The sequence below is a fragment of the Paenibacillus allorhizosphaerae genome (assembly GCF_042659105.1).
Taxonomy (GTDB): domain Bacteria; phylum Bacillota; class Bacilli; order Paenibacillales; family NBRC-103111; genus Paenibacillus_G; species Paenibacillus_G allorhizosphaerae.
Genome location: NZ_JBHSRV010000019.1, coordinates 1 through 18,881 on the forward strand (window position 1 = coordinate 1; position 18,881 = coordinate 18,881).

At 50.4% G+C, this 18,881-nt stretch carries 15 protein-coding genes and 3 pseudogenes; 6 read left to right on the forward strand and 12 right to left on the reverse strand.

Annotation, left to right across the window (positions count from 1 at the left end):
• Positions 1-269: 269 nt before the first annotated feature.
• Positions 270-432, forward strand: a pseudogene (locus ACFQI7_RS33210) (response regulator); the annotation flags it as partial.
• Positions 433-913: 481 nt separating this feature from the next.
• Here the strand turns inward: ACFQI7_RS33210 and ACFQI7_RS33215 are convergent.
• From ACFQI7_RS33215 to ACFQI7_RS33250, 8 genes are all read right to left on the reverse strand, one after another.
• Complete coding sequence (locus ACFQI7_RS33215; protein WP_218101974.1) at positions 914-2,953, reverse strand: beta-galactosidase trimerization domain-containing protein; 2,040 nt, start codon at positions 2,951-2,953, stop codon at positions 914-916.
• A gap of 30 nt (positions 2,954-2,983) precedes the next feature.
• Positions 2,984-3,886 (reverse strand): SMP-30/gluconolactonase/LRE family protein, encoded by a 903-nt coding sequence (locus ACFQI7_RS33220; RefSeq protein WP_218101973.1) that lies wholly within the window; start codon positions 3,884-3,886, stop codon positions 2,984-2,986.
• Positions 3,887-3,963: 77 nt separating this feature from the next.
• A complete protein-coding gene (locus ACFQI7_RS33225) occupies positions 3,964-4,671 on the reverse strand; it encodes a sulfite exporter TauE/SafE family protein (protein ID WP_218101972.1) in 708 nt (235 codons plus the stop codon).
• Positions 4,672-4,737: 66 nt separating this feature from the next.
• Positions 4,738-6,459: a dihydroxy-acid dehydratase gene (locus ACFQI7_RS33230; RefSeq protein WP_218101971.1), complete on the reverse strand. Its 1,722-nt coding sequence runs from the start codon at positions 6,457-6,459 to the stop codon at positions 4,738-4,740.
• Positions 6,443-7,855 carry a neutral/alkaline non-lysosomal ceramidase N-terminal domain-containing protein gene (locus ACFQI7_RS33235; RefSeq protein WP_218101970.1) on the reverse strand — a complete coding sequence of 471 codons (1,413 nt, stop codon included), beginning with the start codon at positions 7,853-7,855 and terminating at the stop codon, positions 6,443-6,445. The genes ACFQI7_RS33230 and ACFQI7_RS33235 overlap by 17 nt, the downstream gene beginning before the upstream one ends.
• 35 nt (positions 7,856-7,890) lie before the next feature.
• Positions 7,891-9,153, reverse strand: a complete 1,263-nt coding sequence (locus ACFQI7_RS33240; protein WP_218101969.1) for a Gfo/Idh/MocA family protein — start codon at positions 9,151-9,153, stop codon at positions 7,891-7,893.
• A gap of 12 nt (positions 9,154-9,165) precedes the next feature.
• Positions 9,166-10,485 carry an ABC transporter substrate-binding protein gene (locus ACFQI7_RS33245; protein ID WP_218101968.1) on the reverse strand — a complete coding sequence of 440 codons (1,320 nt, stop codon included), beginning with the start codon at positions 10,483-10,485 and terminating at the stop codon, positions 9,166-9,168.
• 30 nt (positions 10,486-10,515) lie between these two features.
• Positions 10,516-11,826 (reverse strand): aspartate aminotransferase family protein, encoded by a 1,311-nt coding sequence (locus ACFQI7_RS33250; protein ID WP_218101967.1) that lies wholly within the window; start codon positions 11,824-11,826, stop codon positions 10,516-10,518.
• 264 nt (positions 11,827-12,090) lie between these two features.
• On the opposite strand from ACFQI7_RS33250, the gene ACFQI7_RS33255 reads away from it, so the two are divergent.
• Complete coding sequence (locus ACFQI7_RS33255; RefSeq protein ID WP_377518313.1) at positions 12,091-12,876, forward strand: IclR family transcriptional regulator; 786 nt, start codon at positions 12,091-12,093, stop codon at positions 12,874-12,876.
• A gap of 115 nt (positions 12,877-12,991) precedes the next feature.
• On the opposite strand, the gene ACFQI7_RS33260 is transcribed toward ACFQI7_RS33255, so the two are convergent.
• Positions 12,992-13,741, reverse strand: coding sequence for an SDR family NAD(P)-dependent oxidoreductase (locus ACFQI7_RS33260; RefSeq protein ID WP_218101965.1), 750 nt, complete (start codon positions 13,739-13,741; stop codon positions 12,992-12,994).
• 208 nt (positions 13,742-13,949) lie between these two features.
• Between ACFQI7_RS33260 and ACFQI7_RS33265 the strand changes: the two genes are divergently transcribed.
• From ACFQI7_RS33265 to ACFQI7_RS33275, 3 genes are read left to right on the forward strand one after another with little or no spacing between them, the layout of a single operon-like run.
• Positions 13,950-14,207 (forward strand): potassium channel family protein, encoded by a 258-nt coding sequence (locus ACFQI7_RS33265; RefSeq protein ID WP_218101964.1) that lies wholly within the window; start codon positions 13,950-13,952, stop codon positions 14,205-14,207.
• Positions 14,186-14,455, forward strand: coding sequence for an NAD-binding protein (locus ACFQI7_RS33270; protein WP_218102016.1), 270 nt, complete (start codon positions 14,186-14,188; stop codon positions 14,453-14,455). Before ACFQI7_RS33265 ends, ACFQI7_RS33270 begins: the two co-directional genes overlap by 22 nt.
• Before the next feature lie 7 nt (positions 14,456-14,462).
• Complete coding sequence (locus ACFQI7_RS33275; RefSeq protein WP_218101963.1) at positions 14,463-14,858, forward strand: hypothetical protein; 396 nt, start codon at positions 14,463-14,465, stop codon at positions 14,856-14,858.
• A gap of 515 nt (positions 14,859-15,373) precedes the next feature.
• Here ACFQI7_RS33275 and ACFQI7_RS33280 read toward each other — a convergent pair.
• Both ACFQI7_RS33280 and ACFQI7_RS33285 read right to left on the reverse strand, forming a co-directional pair.
• Positions 15,374-15,499: pseudogene (locus ACFQI7_RS33280) on the reverse strand (winged helix-turn-helix transcriptional regulator); the annotation flags it as partial.
• 18 nt (positions 15,500-15,517) lie between these two features.
• A complete protein-coding gene (locus ACFQI7_RS33285; protein WP_218101962.1) occupies positions 15,518-16,831 on the reverse strand; it encodes an ABC transporter substrate-binding protein in 1,314 nt (437 codons plus the stop codon).
• A 248-nt stretch (positions 16,832-17,079) separates the two neighbouring features.
• Between ACFQI7_RS33285 and ACFQI7_RS33290 the strand changes: the two genes are divergently transcribed.
• Positions 17,080-18,429 carry a sulfatase family protein gene (locus ACFQI7_RS33290; protein ID WP_218101961.1) on the forward strand — a complete coding sequence of 450 codons (1,350 nt, stop codon included), beginning with the start codon at positions 17,080-17,082 and terminating at the stop codon, positions 18,427-18,429.
• A gap of 122 nt (positions 18,430-18,551) precedes the next feature.
• On the opposite strand, the pseudogene ACFQI7_RS33295 reads toward ACFQI7_RS33290, so the two are convergent.
• A pseudogene (locus tag ACFQI7_RS33295) lies at positions 18,552-18,839 on the reverse strand (aldo/keto reductase); the annotation flags it as partial.
• Positions 18,840-18,881: the final 42 nt, after the last annotated feature.

Here is an 18,881-nt window from a genome sequence, read left to right on the forward strand (position 1 = left end):
TCCTAGGCAAGAGGGCCGGATAGCAGGCGATCTTTCTTATTTTGCAATCCACATCAGCTAAAATTCATTGAAATGTACCCTTAAAAACAAAACCCCGAAAAAATTCGGGGCTTTGTCAACAATCTGAGCGTCTTCTTGACGCTTTTTTTGTTTAAGTCATTGTAGTAGGCGATCATGGCCATGTAGGTGGTGAGAAATCGTCATGAGGCTGAAAGCGTATGATGGTATTAAAGAATTTGTTAAAAGAGGAGGGTTGATAACTATGAGTGTTGGAATGTATCGACAAGACCAAGCTTGACCTTGCCATACTGGATATAATGCTTCCCGGTTCGAGCGGCCTCACGATCTGCCAAAAGATACGGGACAAGCACACCTATCCAATTATCATGCTGACCGCGAAAGATACGGAGGGTAGATAAAATTACAGAGTTACTTACCAGATCGTATAAGATGTGTTTTGTTTTGATGCCGTGCCGACACATATTCACAAAACCCGTATTTTATACATATGTCTATGAAACGATGAAACCCCCTGATGTTAAATTAATAATTGTCGGATGACAAGAACATTATCCCATAAATGACAAGAACCTTATCCCATTCCCGACAGACGAAACCCATCGCTAGTTGCGATGGGTTTCAATGCATTTTACTTCTTAAATTGTGATCCTGGATACGTATTGATCGACATAACTTCGTAAAGATATTTGTTGTTCTGTTTGAGGCTTTTCGAAATTCCTCATAGATACACTTAGTGGCGTGAACGAATTCATACTTCGCAATTCTTGCCTTACTCGTTTTGATTGTTAATTATTTTCCTTTTTTTGCTTTTGGGAAAAAATATACGTTATTACTTCATAAGATAACATATCAATTAATATGTAAACTTATTAAATTTCTTATTTTCTTAGAACTATCGAACCCTTCTTGTGTTGAATATTCGATTTAACCCAGCGGACGGCTCCAGTTCAACCTTAAGAACCCCGTACAGGTCAAGGTTTTCAATATTCACCGTAAGGGAACCGCCCTCTTCCTTCCACTGAATGCCCATGTCGCCGCTATAGGGCGAATCGCCGGTTACCTCTTTTACTTTGTACTGTTCGGGAACTTTGTAAATGACCGAGGCTTTCTTCTGACCGATGTCTCCCCTGTTGTTATAACGGATCAAATGAATATACCTGGCGCTGCCGTTTTTGCGAATGGCGGATTCGACGCGGCCGTTACCGTTATGGTTCACTTTTAACTGCGAATCCAGTTCTACGTAGCCGGCCGCTTTGTTAAAGCTGTCGGATATGATCATTGCCGATTCCGAATTCCCTATAGCATAGGTCGCTGATCCGCCGATCTTTCCTTTGCCCAGCGTCGCTTCGAAATATCCGTTCTCCATCTCTTTTCCCGTCCATGACTTTAGAAGACTGGAATCTCGTGTGAGGTAATCCGTTCCTGCGGACTTCAAGCTTCCGAATGTGCCGAGCGTCAGCAACCGCCCGCCCTTCTCCACATATTTCCTGATATCCTCGGCGTCCTTGTCGTCGAGCAGCTTCAAATCCGGAGCAATGAGTACGTCATAGTCGGAGAGCTCTTTCTTTCTCAACCCGTTTTCCACGAAAATATAATCGTAGGGAATGCCTTTCGAAGCCAGGATGGCCGCCGTTCTTCTGGCGCTGTTTTTGGCCCAAAGCATGCGATCGGTCCGCTTCATTGCGCTGCTTTGCAGGAACGTATGATCTCTCCACGAATAAAGAATTCCGACCCGCGCTTCCGAAACGGCACCTTCATACGTCGGCTTGTTTTTATTCAAAAAGTCGGTGAAGTTCTTGTTAACGGCATCCAGATCATCGTTTTTGGCGGCAAGCATGAGCCCTCCCCCGCCGGCAAAAGCCTCTGCGAGCTCTGTCTTGTATTTGTAATCCGGCATATATTGGTTCGGACCATTAAATTGGGCGAATAAAGGGTCGTCCGTCGCGGATTCGATCATCCTATAAAGATAAAGCGACGACTCCTCCCCGGCATTCAGCTGGCCGAGCTCGGAAATCGGCTGCGGCATCCCCAGCCGGAGCAAATACGCCATCGTCGGGTTGTCCGCATTACAATTGAGCATCACCTTAAAATCGGGATTATATTTTTTCCCGGCTTGCTCAACGTGTTGCATAAAGTTGTAAATGGCCTCGATTCGAAAGGTGAGAAAAGTCCGGTCGACGGACCGGTTCAAATCGAGAACGGCGCTCGGAAACGGCTGCGCCATGCCGAAAACTTTCTGCGAATACGCTTCCCATGCCTTTTTGCAATATTCGCAGCCGCAAAGAACGCCTTCTCCGGACGTATAGGGAAACAAATCAAGAAAAAGACCGTCGAATCCGGCTTCCGCATGCGCTTTTCCGATTTTTGTTTCGATATCCTGCCAATACGGATTGAGCAGACATGACATATAGTTGCCCTTCTGGTAGGCGTCGATCTTGATTGGATTTCCGGCCAAATCGCGGCCGTACAGCAGCTCCGGATTAATCCCCACGCTAACCATGACTTCGGGCCTGAACTGCATGGAGTCGGAGGTTCCCACTACTTTTATGCCGGCATTATGGGCGCTTTCCAGTCCGGGTTTGGCCAGTTCCATCACTCTCTCGATCATCCCGGGAGGAATGACCCAGCTGGTGCCTACGAATTTGTTATTTTCGTCTAGGGGGCGGTAGGAGGCGGATACCCAGTTCGCCCCCAGCTCTTTGAGCTTCTCCGTATCCCAGTAAGCCAGCTGGCCGCCTTCCGTAACGGAAAGCTGTCTCCACCATAAGGACGGGATCATGAGCTCCGTGCCTTTATGCGACGATTCGATGCTTGTCTTCTTGCTTCCGGCCTGCTGCGCATCGTCAAGTACAACGGCCTTTACATTTTTTGCAGTAGAGGATACGAGCAGCAAACCGATCATAAACAATCCCGTCGCTTTCAACTTGTTCATAACCATCAACACGCTCCCGATACAAAATGTTTACACCGTCTGTCCGCCGTAAGCAAAAGCCGGCATGCCTTTCACCTTCGACTTCCAGCGGAACACGCCTCCGGCCGAAGGCTGCTGCGCCAAATCCGATTCGCTCAACCCGGTACGGGCGGAAGTAATGTAAAGCTCATTCAGCTCAGGCCCGCCAAAAGCGCATGAGGTTACTTGCGCCGCAGGTACGGAAACCGTCTCAAGACGCTCCCCGGTGTATGGATTCCATCGCGACACCTTCCATCCGCCCCATTGGGCGACCCACAGCATCCCCTCGCTGTCGGTCGTCATCCCGTCGGGAACGCCTTCTCCGGGTGGAAGCGTTATAACGGCTCGGCGGTTGCCGATCCGGCCTGTCGATACGTCGTAATCCATGGCCGTTACTTGCCTCGTCGGGGAATCGATATAATACATCGTTCCCCGGCCCGGGCTCCATGCGAGACCATTAGAGCAGGCAACGCCTTCCATCATTTTGATCAGTGTCCCATCCGAATCCAACCGGTACAAGGATCCGGCCGGCTTGCCGCCGGACATACTCATCGTGCCGGCCCAGAACCTTCCGGCCGGGTCGCATTTGCCGTCGTTAAACCGGTTGCCCGGAATACCGCTCTCCGGGTCAGTGATTAAAATCAGCTCTTCCGTTTGCGGATCAAGAAAGTACAGGCCGTTCTTCGCCGCTATGACAAAACCGCCGGAAGCGCGTTTTACGACGGCGCTCACCATTTGTCCGACATCAATGCTGCGGTCGCGATTTGTCGCCGGATCGTATATGTGCACGCGATGTCCCAGGATATCGACCCAGTACAACAGGCCGTTTTCCGCATCCCAGCATGGGCCTTCGCCCAATGAAGCTTTGGCGTCAATGATGAGTTCCGCTTCGGTTTCGGCTGCTCCTCTTCCCAATTTCGTTCCTCCCTTCCCTTATACTCGACGGCTGCGAAAATTGATCCACGGCAAAACAGCGTTCACGCAAACGCACACTACAAACTTTGAATGAGCGCGTTGATGGCCGTTGCAATAAGCAGCAAAAACGTAATTCGTTGAAACCATGCCTGGCTCATCCCCCGGTGGATGAACTTCCCTGCCAGCTGTCCGATATAAATTGCCGGAATCACCAGGACCGCGTGGGACAGCAGCTCCGCCGAAACCCGGCCGCTAATGAATTGCAGAGCCAGGCTGACGGGGTATACGAGGCAGTAATACGCGATGGAGGTGCCACGGAACCGGCTTTTATCGGTATTCTTGGAGGTAAGATACAGGACAATCGGCGGTCCGGGCATTCCGATGCTTGAAGTCATCAATCCAGATAGAAAGCCTGCCCCTTTTCCACTGCCGAGCGGAATCCGGAGCCGAAACATCATAGGGATCGTAAACGCAAGGATGGCTACGCTGACGAACAGCTTGAGCCACTCGACCTGAACGGTGTAAAAGATCAACCCGCCGATCGGCAGCCCCGCTAAGCTTCCATAAAATAACGTTGCCAGAAGCGGTTTATCGATCTCTTTCCTTACTTGCGGCAATGAAGACAAGGAGGAAATAAGCGAAAGAAAGATGCTGAGCGATACCGCATAATGCCCGTCATGAATAAGCAAAAAGAGCGGAATCGCCACAATGGCAAAACCGAAGCCGGTACTCGTTTGGATCATCGCCGCTAAAAAAACGACCGCAAACGTGAGCATCCATTCCATCTACTTTCCCCCTTGCGCTTCGTCCGGCCCTACAGATCTGCCGTCCGTTCAACATCATCGCTACATTTATCCCCTACCCACGATGGGAGGGACGAAAGCGGCTTCTTCCTTATTGCGCGGCCGCAAAAAGTCCAAATCGCAGCCTTCGTGCGCCTGCAGCACATGATCGGCAAACAGCCGCGGATAGCCGCGGACATGGGCCGGTTCCGGCTTCTTCCAGTGTTTCCTTCTTTCTTCCATGACGGAAGGCTCGACCAGCAGCTGCAACGTTCCTTCCGTCACGTTCAGTTCGATCCAGTCGCCGTCGTCCACGATCGCAAGCGGCCCTCCGACATAGGCCTCCGGAGCGGCATGCAGGACAACCGTACCGTAGCTCGTTCCGCTCATGCGGGCATCGCTTATACGGACCATGTCCCTTACCCCCCGCTTTAACAGCTTGGAGGGGATCGGGATGGCCCCCCATTCCGGCATGCCGATCGCGGCCGGCCCGCAGTTTTTCATGACGAGAACCGAATGCTCATCCACGTCCAAGTCTTCCGCGTGAATGCGGCTTAGCATATCCTCATAGCCGTCAAACACGACCGCCTTGCCGAGGTGCCGCAGCAAATGTTCCGAGCACGCCGAACGTTTCACCACCGCACCGTCCGGCGCGAGATTGCCGCGCACGACCGCGATGCCGGAATCGGCCATGACCGGCTCATCCAAGGAAGCGATCACTTCTCTGCGATAAACAGGCAGATGCTCATAAGTTTCTTTTAACGTCTTCCCCGTTGCCCCCATGCAGCCGCCGTCCAGGAGAGGCAGCAGCTCCTTAATCGTCGCACCCAGTCCTCCCGCTTCGAAGAAATCGTCCATGCTGTACGCGCCGCTGGGCTGCAAGTTGACGAGAAGCGGCACATCCTTCGACAGCTCCTCGTACTGCTTGAGGTCGATCCGGATGCCGAGCCTTCCGGCAATGGCGGTTAAATGCAGGACGGCGTTGGTCGAACCGCCGATCGCGGCAAGCAGCCTCATCGCATTGTGAAAAGCCGCTTCGGTCATCAGCTGTGAAGGCCGGATATCGTCCCGCACCATTTCCACCACTCGTTGTCCGGTCGCTTCGGCGGCCGCTTTTCGTGCGGCGTGCGTTGCCGGGATGCTGCTTGTTCCCGGCAGCATCATACCGAGCACCTCGGATAAGCTTTTCATCGTCGACGCCGTTCCCATCACGGGACAGCCGCCCAGACTGCAGGAAATGTCCTGCTCCAGCTCCTCCAACTCTTCTTCGCTGAACAAGCCGGCGTTATAATCGTCCATATATTTCCACAGGTCGGTGCCGTAATTCACCTTTTTGCCGCGGAACGATCCGGAGCTGCGGTGACCGGCCGCGAGCTGCAGGGCGGGCAAATCGCAGCTTGCGGCAGCCATCAATTGGGCGGGCGTCGTTTTGTCGCATTCGCATAGCAGAACGACCCCGTCGATCGGAAGCGACCGGATCGTCTCTTCTACATCCATAGACATCAGATTACGGTAAGGAAGATCCGAAGGCTTCATAAAATCGGCCGGAGTCGTGATCGTATGCAGCTCCACCGGATAGCCGCCGGCCGCGATCACCCCCCGCTTCACAAACTCCACATTGTCCTTGTGGGACAAATTGCAGCTGTTCAGATCGTTCCAGGAATTGAAAATGCCGATGATCGGCTTGCCCAAGTAAGACTCCGGCCTATGCCCGGCGGCTCTCATGGCAGAACGGTGCTGAAAGCTGAGTTCTCTGGAGCCGTTAAACCATTGTTCACTTCGCAGCTTCATCACGCAAATCCCCTGCTTTCATCTCCTGTATAATCGCAATCACGCGCTCAATCAACCGCTCGGCCGCGGACGGCGAGAACGGGGTCGTTTCCACTTCGTAGCCTCCGTCCGGGTAATCGCCACCCGTCGGCAGGTAGCCGAACCAGCCGTTCGTGTAGCCGCCGAATAAGGTGTAGCGGAAAGGCGACGCTTCCCTGATTTTCTTGCCGATCGCCGAGAAGGGCTCAAGCGGCACGCCGACGACGACGGCCTCGCCGATGCGTTGGACATGCACCTCGATATCCGCTTCGCTTCGCCCGTAAAACTGCCGGGACCTCTCGAGCGCCAGGCTGGCCCGTTTCGCTTTAAAGCCCGCAGCTTGTATGGCATCGTCCGCCGCAAAGCCCGCTTGCAATCGTTCAAGCTCCTGCTTGTATTCGTTATGCAGGCGTTCCGCTTCCTCTACCGGCATTTGCTCCTTAAGCGGCAGCCCGACAATGGCGGAACGGACTTGAAAGACAGGGGCGGCGGCATTGTTCGCCTCACGTTCCCACATGCCGAGGCTGGCGCCCGACTCGATCACGCCCTCGAACCGGAAGGCCGTTGCGTCCGCCTTCGTCTGCAGTAAAATCTTAGCTGCTTCGCAGCCCAGCACCGTCCCGATTCGCTTCATGGCCGCAACGTCGTCCTTAAAGCCCTCGGGACCGGGACCGATATCGCCCGCCGCTCCTTGCAGGAACAGGCAGGTTCCACCGACGAGCTGCTCCACGACCCGCTTGGTTACGCCCGGATAGTCGGGACTTAGCAGCCGGTTCGTATACCCTAACGTGGTGGGATGACAGGCATACTGAACGATGCTAGCTATCGTTTCTCCGCTTTCGCGGTCGAACCGCACCACGCTGACCGTAGGATCGGTATCGCCGCCTTCGTTATAGCCCGTCACCATTCTCCCGTCTCCGAGCAGCTGCCTGCGATTTTTCCCGATGCTGCAGGTGCCGTACCCTGCACCGACGGTTACGGGCTCCTTTGCCTTTTTCGCGCTCAGGGCGGCACTTACGGCTTGTTCCCGAACATACCCCATATACATGTTTCGAACGATGGCCCCGCTCCGATCATAATCGCGCGTCGTTAAAGGCCCTGCGTGCGTATGAGTCACCGCAACGCTTACGTTTTGCGTCTCAGTCCCGACTGCCGCGGCCACATGAAGGCGAATGTCTTCGACCTGCTCCGGAAGCAGCCGGCACAAGTCAAGCTCTACCAGAACCGAAGTAAGACCGCCCTTGGACAGGACGAGAGCCGTCACCCGGAAATCAGTCTCGATCGCTTGGGCATAAACATGGCTCTGTGCTCCCCAACCAGCATGGGCCAAGGTTAAGGGCGGATTGATCGCCGCCCGCGCCACTCCCGCTGTCAGCATATGTAAGCTCCTTTTGGGCAAGATGCGAGTGATGATTACGGCAGGCTGTTAAAATTTACTTTGATGCCTTTTTCCGCCCAATACCGGTTCGCATAGGCCACCATCTCATCGGTAGGTTTGATTTCGCCCCGTATGCTCGGGAAAGGCTGCCCCGGCCGCCGGTCTTCCGGCCACGGCGACCAATCGTCGCGTTCATGCAGCTTGCGTACTTCCTCCTTGCTCAAATCGGGCACGTCATACGGCGCTCCGTCTTCCAGCGCGGATTTCCACGCAAGAATGCCCACTATGGACATGGCTACGCCCCGGTACACATTCAGATAAGGCTGTTCTCCGCTTCGTATCGCCTCGCCGAAATAATACATCGTCCAAAAATCGCCGCCCCCGTGTCCTGCATTTTTAGCGATCTCTGCGTGGAAAGGGTATTCCGGCGTGTATACCATGTCCTCGGACTCGCCCGGCTGCAGCTCCCACGGCGCATGAGAGACATGAACCAATTGCTGGGGAGACTTCCGCACGTTCTCCATCATCCCCCGCGTTCCGTGTAAACGGTAATAGGTTCCGCCGCCCGACAAGTTTTTCCCGAAAATTTGGAATACCGCTCCGTTATTCATTCGCATCAATATGACGGAACCGGGATCCCCTCTGCGGACCGAGTGATGCTCCTGATCCGGATCGGCGATGGAAAGCGCATTCACCTTGACCGGCATCGTATCCGTGATATACATGAGCGGAGCGATGGCATGTGTGCTGTAATGGGTGGAGGCGATATGATTGCGCCAATGGTCCGGGCCGGGAGCTACGCCAAGCGCCTGATCCTTGGAAAACGTATGGTTGTACTCGCCGATCGCATAGCGCACTTCTCCGATCGTGCCGTTCTGATACAGTCTCTTCATTTCTTGATTGTACCTTATATAAGCGTAATTTTCGGCTAACAAATACACTTTTCCGGTTTGCTCGACGGTTCGGATCAGCTCGACGCCCTCCTGTATCGTCTTACAGGCGGTCGTCTCGCTCAATACGTGCTTCCCCGCCCGGAGCGCCTTGATCGCGAATGGGGCGTGCTGGTGAAAGTAGTTGGCGAGGATGACGGCATCCATGTCATGCTCCAGAAATTTGTCGTACTCCGTATACGTCGCGACGCCCTCCATCGCCTGCACATTTTTGAGTCGATCCGCGTCCTGATCGCATACGGCGACCAGCTTGAAGCCCAGTACATCGGGACTCTTTTGAAAAGACTGCCCCCGCTTATAGCCTACGATGCCAATCCGAATGACAGCATTGTTGTTTCCGATTTGCAACTGAATCCCTCCTTAATTTCCCGCTTTGCGGGCTTCGATATCCTTGTTTACCGTTTCCTCCAACTGCTTGAGAATCGTATTGACGTCGGCTGTTCCTTTCAAAAACTCATTTGCGTATTTTTGCAAATTCGGTTCTTTTACGAGACCGTCGTATTTGGTAGGCACCGGCAGAGGCGCCGGCGTGCTTTTGAACACCGCCTGGATGTTTTTGCCCTTCAGCGTCTGCACGTCCGCTCCAAACTGCTCCCTAATTTTCGGATCCTTCAATGCGGAAACTCTGCCTCTTCTCGACACGTTCATCTGGGCTTCGCCGCTTGTCAAAAAGGAAAGAACCTGGAACGCCGCCTCCTGCTGCTTGCCGGTCGTGGAAATCATCAAATAATGCGTATCCAAGCCCTGGGAGATGCCGGGCAATTCCTTGAAGGTCGGATAGGATACCATATCCCAGTTCACAGGCTTTCCTTCTTTGAGAAGCTGTTCCAATTCACCGACCCGCGCTCCGTAATGAGCCATCATGGCCAGCGTCTGGTTTTTGTTAAACTTGCCGAGGGAAGCGCCGGGATCGGTGCCTCCCTGCGCATCCATGATCGCTTTGTACGTTTCAAAAACTTTTTTCCATCCGTCCGTCGTCAGCTCCGCTCTCATGGTTTTCGGATTGACGAACGGAACCGACAGCTGCGAGGAGAAGTATTTGATCAAGGTCGGGTAAATTCCTTCATACTTTATGCCGTTTTCCTCTCTCGTCACTTTTTTGCCGAGCGCGATCACCTCGTCCCATGTCATTCCGTCTTTCGGGTAAGAAACCCCGAATTTATCGAAAATGTCTTTGTTATAGTACAAGACGTCGAAATTGACGGAAAACGGAACGCCAAACAGTTGCCCTTTGCTCGAATAAGCCTTGATGTCGTCGAAGGGCCGCTGATTGAACTGCCCCAAATCGAAATTGTATTTTTTAATCAGCGGGTTCAGATCGAGCGGGAGATCCAAATCGACATATTCCTGGATGACCGTCGTATTCGTGTAGATTAAATCCGGAAATTCACCGGCCGTAATGAGGTCTTCCTTTTTCTTCGCGGGCCTAACGATCTCCATCGTAACATTCGGAAACTTCTTTTTGACCGGATCCGCGATCAAATCGTGGAACTCGTCATCGGAAATATTGGCGCTGGACTGATACATTCGCAAGGTTAGCGGCTCATCGGGAAATTTAAATTGTGAGGTTTTCATATTGTCAGCATTCGGGTCTGTCGCAGATTCCTCTTGGGTGCACCCCGCCAAAGACGAGACGGCCAAGACGGATATCATCATGAGCTGGAGGCTATTCTTTACCATCGGTATTCCCCCTAGAAAATACTTACCTGCTCAACCTCGGCTTTCCTTAAGTTCCTTCAATACGTCTTCGATGCACTGCAGCGTATAGTCGATATCCTCCTCGGTATGGCTGAAACTTATATGATTCCGTTTTATATTCATCGGCAATTTGAAAATTCCTCTTTCAAGAAGCTTGCGTCGGTAGGCGACATACAATTCTGCGTCGTTCTGCATGAGATCGGTGTAATTCCGCGGCTCGTTCTCCAAGAAATATGTCGTCCATACGGAGCCGAAGCCGGCGACATACGCCTTAATTCCGAGCCGCTGATGGATATCGCGAATGCCCTGACGCATGCGTTCGCCTAGACGAAATATGTATTCATGCACGTTATGGCGCTCCATCATCTCCAGCGTAGCGATGGAAGCGGCGGTTCCTACCGCATGACCGTTGTACGTGCCGGCAAACCAAACGTCTCCGCCAGGCTTCGTGTTGAACCGTTCCATCAGCGATTGTTTTCCGGCGACCGCGGCAATCGGAAACCCGTTGGCCATCGCTTTCCCCATCGTCGTCAAGTCCGGGGTAATGCCGGCCACCTTCTGAAAGCCTCCGATGTCGTGGCGAAATCCGGTAATGACCTCGTCAAAGATCAAGAGCGCGCCATACTGCGTACACAGCTCGCGCAATCCTTGCAAAAAACCCGGCTGCGGAAGAACGCAGCCGATATTATGCTGAATCGGCTCAACGATCAGCGCGGCAATTTCGCCTGGATTCGCCTTAAACGTTTGTTCCACGTCGTCCAAATCGTTAAAAGTGCAAACCAGCGTATTATCGACGGCTTCGTCCATCATCCCCGCCGACCCGGGATCCCGTTTGCCGATCATATCCGGAGCGCTTAACATGTTTCTCGCCACGTAATCGTGCCAGCCGTGATAGCAGCCTTGGAACTTGATCAGTTTACGCCGGCCGGTTACCGCTCTTGATAACCGAATGGCGTGATAGGTCGCTTCCGATCCGGAATTGCAAAATAAGACCATATCCGCCGACGGAACATGGCGGCAAATTTTTTCCGATAATCTAATTTCCAAATCCGTCGTGCCGACGCCGAACAAATCCGTTCGTTGAATCGCCTCGATCACTTTCTCGGTTACGTAAGGATGGCGATGGCCCAGAACGAACGGCCCGAAAGCAGCCTGGTAATCGATATAGCGGTTGCCGTCCGCATCGTAAATATACGCTCCGTCGGCGGTTGTAAAGATGAGGTGGGGATCGACGTTGCGTATCGACGTATGAACGCCGCCCGGCGTATATTGATTGGCCTCACTGTAAAGCATGGCGGATTTATTCGTTTGTATGACAGCCATAAGATTCCTCCTCGTAATCGTTTTGCATGTTAAATGTCGTTTAAAATAAAAGTACATTGGAAATGTTTTCTTGTCAATCCTTAATTTTAGGCGCGTCGGAATGGCTTCAACGCCGTGAAAATAGGCATTATTGCCGTATTTGTGATACAATAAGAGAACCTTCCGTTTATGCAAATGGAATGGTTTCGCATTCAGTCCTTTTTCCGGAGCGATTTACCGTGAAATCAAAACACGATTTAATATATAAACTGAATTAGAGGTGTTATGATGGCAGAACCATTGAAAAAATATAACGTTCCCGCTTTGGAAAAAGCGATCGCCATTATCGAAACGTTATCTTTGCAAGAAGAGCCCCTCGGCGTTAGCGAGCTGTGCAAACAACTCGATATCCCGAAAACGAGCGTGTTTTTTATTTTAAGCACGCTGGAACAGCATGAGTATATTACTAAAACCGAGGACGGAAAGTATAAGCTCGGAACCAAATTCATAAGCCTCGGGTTGTCGGTGCTGAACAAGATGAATATCGTTGAGCTCGCCAGGCCCTTTCTGCAGGAGCTGCTGGAAGAAACAGGGTTTACCGTTCACCTGGCCGTACTGAATGACGGGCAGGCGATGTATGTGGATAAGCTGGAAAGTCAGTCGTTCGTCAAGTTTTCCACTTATATCGGGCAAAGGCAGCCTCTGCATGCTTCAGGGGTAGGAAAGGCGCTTGCCGCTTATCTTGCGCCGGAGGAGCTGGAACAAATTGCCGCAGTGCAGGGCCTGCAGGAAAAGACGAAAAATACGATCACCGATTTGGAGCAATTGAAGGCCGCTCTTGACATTGTCCGCGCGCAAGGCTACGCCTTGGAGGATGAAGAGGGCGAGCATGGAATACGGTGTATCGGCGCCCCGATCTTCGATGACCGGGGCCGGTTGAAGGCATCGATAAGCATTACGGCCCTGCGGACCGATCTTCCCGTGCACGACATACTGGTCGTAGGGGAGAAGGTAAAGCAAACCGCCCGGAACATATCCAAGCGGCTCGGATATACGTTTTCCGAAGAGTAATCGTGCAGCGCAAAAGAAGGTCTGGCGCATAGCGTCCAGACCTCACTATTGAGAAAGCGGGCTCACAAAAATAGAGATGCCTATGGATGTGAATCCCCCCTCGTAACATCTTTATTTACCTTGCCGTCCACCCATTATCGACATGCAGGTTCGTTCCCGTTATAAACGTAGACTCGTCAGACGCCAGGAACAGTGCGGCACTCGCTACGTCTTCCGGCGTGCCGATCCTTCCGGTAAAGCAGCGGGACAGCAGCCTGTCGTATTTTTCGGGATCGCCCAGGTTGTTCTCGGTGAGCGGCGTTTCGATGATGCCGGGACTAATGCAGTTCGCTCGAATTTGATATTTGCCGTAATCCAGAGCCAAGTTTTTGGTTAGCATATTCAGCCCGCCCTTGGCTGCGTTATACGCTGGGTGGGCGATGAACGCCACGGTGCCGCCGACGGAAGACGTATTGATAATGGAGCCCCCGCCGTCCTTCATCATTTCTTTAATCACATATTTGCAGCATAGGAACGGCCCTGTCAGCGTCGTGTCGATCGTCCTTCTCCAAACTTCAAGCGGCATTTCCGTTGCCGGGATAACGTTATACCACGTAGCGTTGTTGAACAGCACGTCGATTTTCCCGTAGCGCCGCTTCGTTTCGTTGACCATCCGAATGACCTGTTCTTCTTGAGTCACGTCGGTTTGAATAAAAACGGCTTCCCCGCCTTCTTCCGCAATGGCAGCGGCAACCGCCTCTCCTCTTTGCGCGTTAGTTCCCGCCACAACGACCTTCGCCCCTTCGCGGGCGAATAAAAAACAGCTCTCCCGGCCAATACCGGAAGTCCCTCCCGTAACGATAGCTACTTTATCCTTTAATCTCACAGCGTTCACCCGCTTCCGCCAACTGGTATTTTTTAAACGTTGTTTAATATAGAAAATATATTACTTTGCATTGATTTGTGTCAAGACGTTTCTTGCTGCAAAAAACGATCCTAGCTGTCACCCACTCTATCATGACCATTGTTTACCATATCCTCACTCACGATTCATGCGCACATTGCTCTGCATACTTTGATTCCTAGCGCTAAAAGTGCTCTGGGTTCTTACTACACTCGTTACCGTTGGTTTTGGCGACTATGCCCCAGTCACCGATTTGGGGAAAGCTTTTACCATTGGTCTCTATATCACAGGCATTGGGCTTGTTAGTGTGTTTATCGGAAAAGTAATTGAATCTGTGTCTCATATCGGAAAGAATAGAGTGGGTGGTAAAATGAATTATTCCGGCAAAAATCATATTATTCTTGTGGGCTGGAGTGATAAATCTAAATTAGCCATGCAAGAAATTTAACTTCAGATACAAAAACTGATATTGTAATTATCGATAATTTGGAAAAAGCTCCAATGTTAGAGGAACGCTTGTTTTACATTCGTGGGGACGCTACAGATGAAGAGACACTGCTCCGTGCTAATTTGCCGAAAGTAAAAGGGGTAATCATTTTTGCTGACCAAATTACCCAAGATATTTATGCTACAAAGGATCCATTTCTAGTCGATGGAAAGACATTTTTAATTTGCCACTGCTATAACATCCATTAAAGGAAAAATGAAAAAGTCTGTTCATGTTACCGCCGAGGTATTGAATCAAAAACATTTTCGTTTATTTAAACATGTAAAGGTAGATGAATTTATTCCCATTCAAGAAATGATTTCCCATGCTGCAGTGAGATCCATATATATTCACGGAGTTACCCGTATGTATTCAGAACTTATGTGCCAGCAATGTGCAGAAGGAATGTATGAAATCCCTAAACAACATGAATGGAAAACATATCGTGATGCTTTTACAGATCTTCTTAACAAAGGAGCCACTCTTGTAACAGATCGGGGTAACCTTCACATGAACCATAAACTGGATTCTCCAATTCCTGAAGATGCACATCTCTATATCATTTGTGATGAAGGTACTTTTAATCAAATCAATAAAAAAACATTTCATTAATTTTTGCGAATCTATTATAGGATGCTTTGATATGGTTCTATACATTGGCTTTATGTAACAATTCTGCCCGTTACTTCCCTCGGTATTAAAACTAAAATCGCAATCCAGGCACGTAGATTGGCTCATTCGCAGGATTTCACAAAGAAAGCACGGAGTACCGAGATTTTTACGCTTTAGGGCTTAGACCCGTTCCGTTAACGTTGATCGGACTCCACACCTTGGATAGATAGGACGAAGGAATGTGAGAGCATAGACCCGTCAAGATTTGGGAGAGTGAATCCCAAGGACCTTTTGGAGAGAGGCGTGCAGCAAAGGCTTTTCATGGAAGATGTTGTAAATGAATCTGCACCTTCTGTTCCCATGCGCTCAAACGGATCTGCCCAACCACATTATCTACTCATTTAAACTCCTACTTGAAAAGTACGTGAAATCCTGCGAATGAGCGAGCATTCGTGAGAAAAACCTTATTCTCTGAGGTAGCGGTAAAAAGCCCGCCTTTCGTCATATACGGTCCTCTAAATCAACCCATCCTGTTCCAGCTCCTTCAATTGAAGGGTCAGTATACGCTGAGTAATATTCGGTACCCGTTGTTGAAACTGACTATAACACAAAGTTCGCTTGGATAAATGGCGCAGTATAACCGTCTTCCACTTTGCCGGCTATCGTTTCATTTCCGCATCGATCGCTTTATTCGCCTCTTCTTCAACTTTTCTCAGCGCCGTATTCAGATCCTCTTCGCCCGTAATAACATTGGTGATGTGCTTGAGCAGAGGGCCGTTTACTTTACCGTCATACTTGGTCCGAACGTTAGAGGGTGCCAGCTTATTGGTGAATACGGCCTTAACTACATTTTTGTCCTTAAAGCCCGATTCCTGCGCAAAAGCTTTCTTGATACTCTCGTTTTTCAGCACAGGAATGTAGCCTTTCTTGGACAGTGTCATTTGATGTTCGTCCGAAGTGACGTATTTGATAACCTCCATCGCCTGATCCTTGTATTTGCTCGTATTCGTAACAAATAAAAGGTTAGGGTAAGGCTGCGTTCCCACACCCGGATTGTCTTTAAACACAGGCAAGCTTGCCATATCCCAATTCAAGGTTTCAAATTCCTTCTGGCTCTGCAGGCCAAAGTTCATAATAAACATGGCAATAAATTTGTCTTTCATAAAGTCGTTATTATTGAAGGTCCTTTTTAAAGCCGCGACCTGTTCTTTGTACCCGTTGACCTGTGTGGGGGCGATCGCGAGCGTTTCCACTAGCTTTTTGTACTTCTCGTTATTGATTGCCGGCTTCAGAGTTGATTTGTCTATCAAAGGTAGGGAATAGGCATTCATGCTCAATACATGGTCTACTGAAGGGCCAAGTCCGATGTACTGGCGTCCATTGTCATTGCGCGTCAGTATCTTACCCAGTTCGATAGCCTCCTCCCACATCATCCCGTCCCTTGGATATGCCACGCCGAACTTGTCGAAAATATCCTTATTGTAATAGAGAACCAGCCCTCCGCTATGAACGGGAAATCCGTACAATCCGCCAAACTGTCTCACCGCATCCACGAGCGCCGGTTCAAAGCGGTTCATATCGACATTATGCTTTTTAACCAATTCGCTTAAATCGTATCTCATTTCCGTCGTGACGACGGAATTCAAGGCGTTTCCAATGGAATCGTAAATGAGATCCACCTGCGCGCCCGACGTAATCATATTTTCCAAGGTGTTCGTATTATTCCGAAGGATGTAGGTGAATTTGTAGTTTGGAAACTTTTTTTTCAAGGCGTCCCCGAATCTTTCGTTCCATACTTCCTCCGGGGCCGCAGGGCTGAAAATGACCAGCTCAGCAGGTTCATTCGCATAAGACCTCGTTTGTTCCGACTTTGGATCGCCCGTCCCGTTCGTTTTCCCGCCATTGCATGCCGTAAGCAGTACGATGACAACGGTGAACCTGCCGATGAATGTAAAAAACCGGTTTTTCATCATTCCTGACCCCTTTCCATTATTACTACCAATATATTGACTTCTAATCTCATTATATAAAAAAGGTTACCGGATTTATTGGTGTATTCTTCAGAACATTTGGTTAATTCATCTAAATCGTGTTTCATACGGCAATTCAACGAAAACTTATGGTTGACTCCGATTGGATCCGGGAGGATATTTATGATAACAAATCAAATATTTTATGCTAAGTTTATGGGATCTCTATATCTGCTGGGAGGGTGTAGCATATGACTAAGAAACCAAACCTTGTTTTTGTATTTAGTGACCAGCATCGGGCGGAGGCCGTCGGTTATGAGGGGAATCCGGATGTGAAAACCCCGTGGATGGATCAGCTTCATGATTGCAGTGTTTCCTTCGATTTGGCGATTTCCGGCGCGCCGGTTTGCTGTCCTGCTCGTGCCAGCCTGCTTACCGGGCAGCGTCCTCTCACGAACGGAGTTTTTGTGAACGACGTGCAGCTTAATCCTGATGCCGTAACCATCGGCAAGGTACTGAAAGCCGCGGGCTACGATACGGCCTATATCGGCAAATGGCACCTGGACGGAAGAGGGCGTTCAAGCCACATCCCACCGGAACGCAGACAAGGATTTGATTTCTGGCGTGTGCTCGAATGCACGCATAGCTATAATAAGTCGTTCTATTATGGAAACGATCCGGTCATGCTTCAGTGGGACGGTTACGACGCGAAAGCGCAGACCGATTGTGCGCGGGAATATATTCGCGATCACGAGAAAAACCGTCCCTTCGCCATGTTTCTGTCTTGGGGGCCTCCTCATGATCCCTATCACACAGCTCCTGAAAAATATCGGCAGATGTATGATCCGAGCACCATACGATTGCGCGACAATGTTTCGGACTCGATGGCGGAGCGTGTCCGGAAAGATTTGGCAGGCTACTATTCGCATATTTCCGCTCTTGACGATTGTCTTGGAGATTTATGGAAGACACTTCGGGAGGAAGGCGTGGAGGAAGAAACTATTTTTATCTACACTTCGGATCATGGGGATATGGTAGGCTCCCAAGGACACTATAACAAGCAAAAGCCTTGGGACGAAAGCATCCGCGTGCCGTTCCTGCTGCATTGGCCGCAGGCGTTCGGAAAACTGGCGAAGCGGGTGGATATGCCGTTCTCAACGATCGACGTGATGCCTACGCTGCTCGGCTTGTGTGGTATCGCGATTCCGGAGACAGTGCAGGGAATCAGCTTCGCCGGCTACTTGTTTGGCAAGGAAGATCTGATCGTGGAAGAAACGCTGATTGAAAATGCCCATCCCTTCGGCCAGTGGATTCGAAAAAACGGCGGCAAGGAGTTTCGCGGGATCCGCACCCGCCGGTATACATATGTAAGAGCGTTATCCGGTCCTTGGCTGTTGTATGATAATCTCAAAGACCCTTTCCAACTTAATAATTTGATCGGAACAACGGAAGGCCAGCGGCTGCTTCCGGATCTGGATGACCGGCTGAACCGGCTTCTGGAGAAGTATAACGATGAATTTTTACCCGGGGATACCTATATTGAACGCTGGGGATATCCGGTTGATGAAAACGGTACTGTGCCTTATACGGGTTTCATTTAGAAAGCGAACATTTCAGCAGGAAAAACGTTAACTCGATTGAAGCGGTAGTCTATAACTAGAAAATAAAGTTATAGACTGCCGAGTGTTTATAGCAAAATATTTTGTGAACTGGTTGTTCCAATTTACGGAAGCACATTGCCTGCTGCGCGATAAATCACATACCATTCTTGACGTGTCAAATAAATTTCGATTGTCTTACAGCAAACTTTTAACCGCTCTACATTCATGGTACCGGTGACCGGCTGCATGCCTGCGGGGTCGCGCAAAATCCATGCGATGGCGATGATCGTATTGCTTACTTCGTTTTTTGACGTGATTTCATCGAGCTTCCGGTTCAGTTCCGGGAACTTGTCGTTTCCGAGGAATACTTCTTCGAAGAATCCGTATTGGAAAGGCGACCACGGCTGAATTACTGAAGAAGGCTGATATCAAGCAAAAGTGTCATTGTTTTA

Coding starts and splice junctions, on each gene's coding strand:
- ACFQI7_RS33250 (WP_218101967.1), bottom strand. CDS start 11,826: ATGGCTGTCATACAAACGAATAAATCCGCCATGCTTTACAGTGAGGCC.
- ACFQI7_RS33290 (WP_218101961.1), top strand. CDS start 17,080: ATGACTAAGAAACCAAACCTTGTTTTTGTATTTAGTGACCAGCATCGG.
- ACFQI7_RS33255 (WP_377518313.1), top strand. CDS start 12,091: ATGATGGCAGAACCATTGAAAAAATATAACGTTCCCGCTTTGGAAAAA.
- ACFQI7_RS33245 (WP_218101968.1), bottom strand. CDS start 10,485: ATGGTAAAGAATAGCCTCCAGCTCATGATGATATCCGTCTTGGCCGTC.
- ACFQI7_RS33235 (WP_218101970.1), bottom strand. CDS start 7,855: ATGCTGACAGCGGGAGTGGCGCGGGCGGCGATCAATCCGCCCTTAACC.
- ACFQI7_RS33285 (WP_218101962.1), bottom strand. CDS start 16,831: ATGATGAAAAACCGGTTTTTTACATTCATCGGCAGGTTCACCGTTGTC.
- ACFQI7_RS33215 (WP_218101974.1), bottom strand. CDS start 2,953: ATGAACAAGTTGAAAGCGACGGGATTGTTTATGATCGGTTTGCTGCTC.
- ACFQI7_RS33225 (WP_218101972.1), bottom strand. CDS start 4,671: ATGGAATGGATGCTCACGTTTGCGGTCGTTTTTTTAGCGGCGATGATC.
- ACFQI7_RS33230 (WP_218101971.1), bottom strand. CDS start 6,459: ATGAAGCTGCGAAGTGAACAATGGTTTAACGGCTCCAGAGAACTCAGC.
- ACFQI7_RS33275 (WP_218101963.1), top strand. CDS start 14,463: ATGAAAAAGTCTGTTCATGTTACCGCCGAGGTATTGAATCAAAAACAT.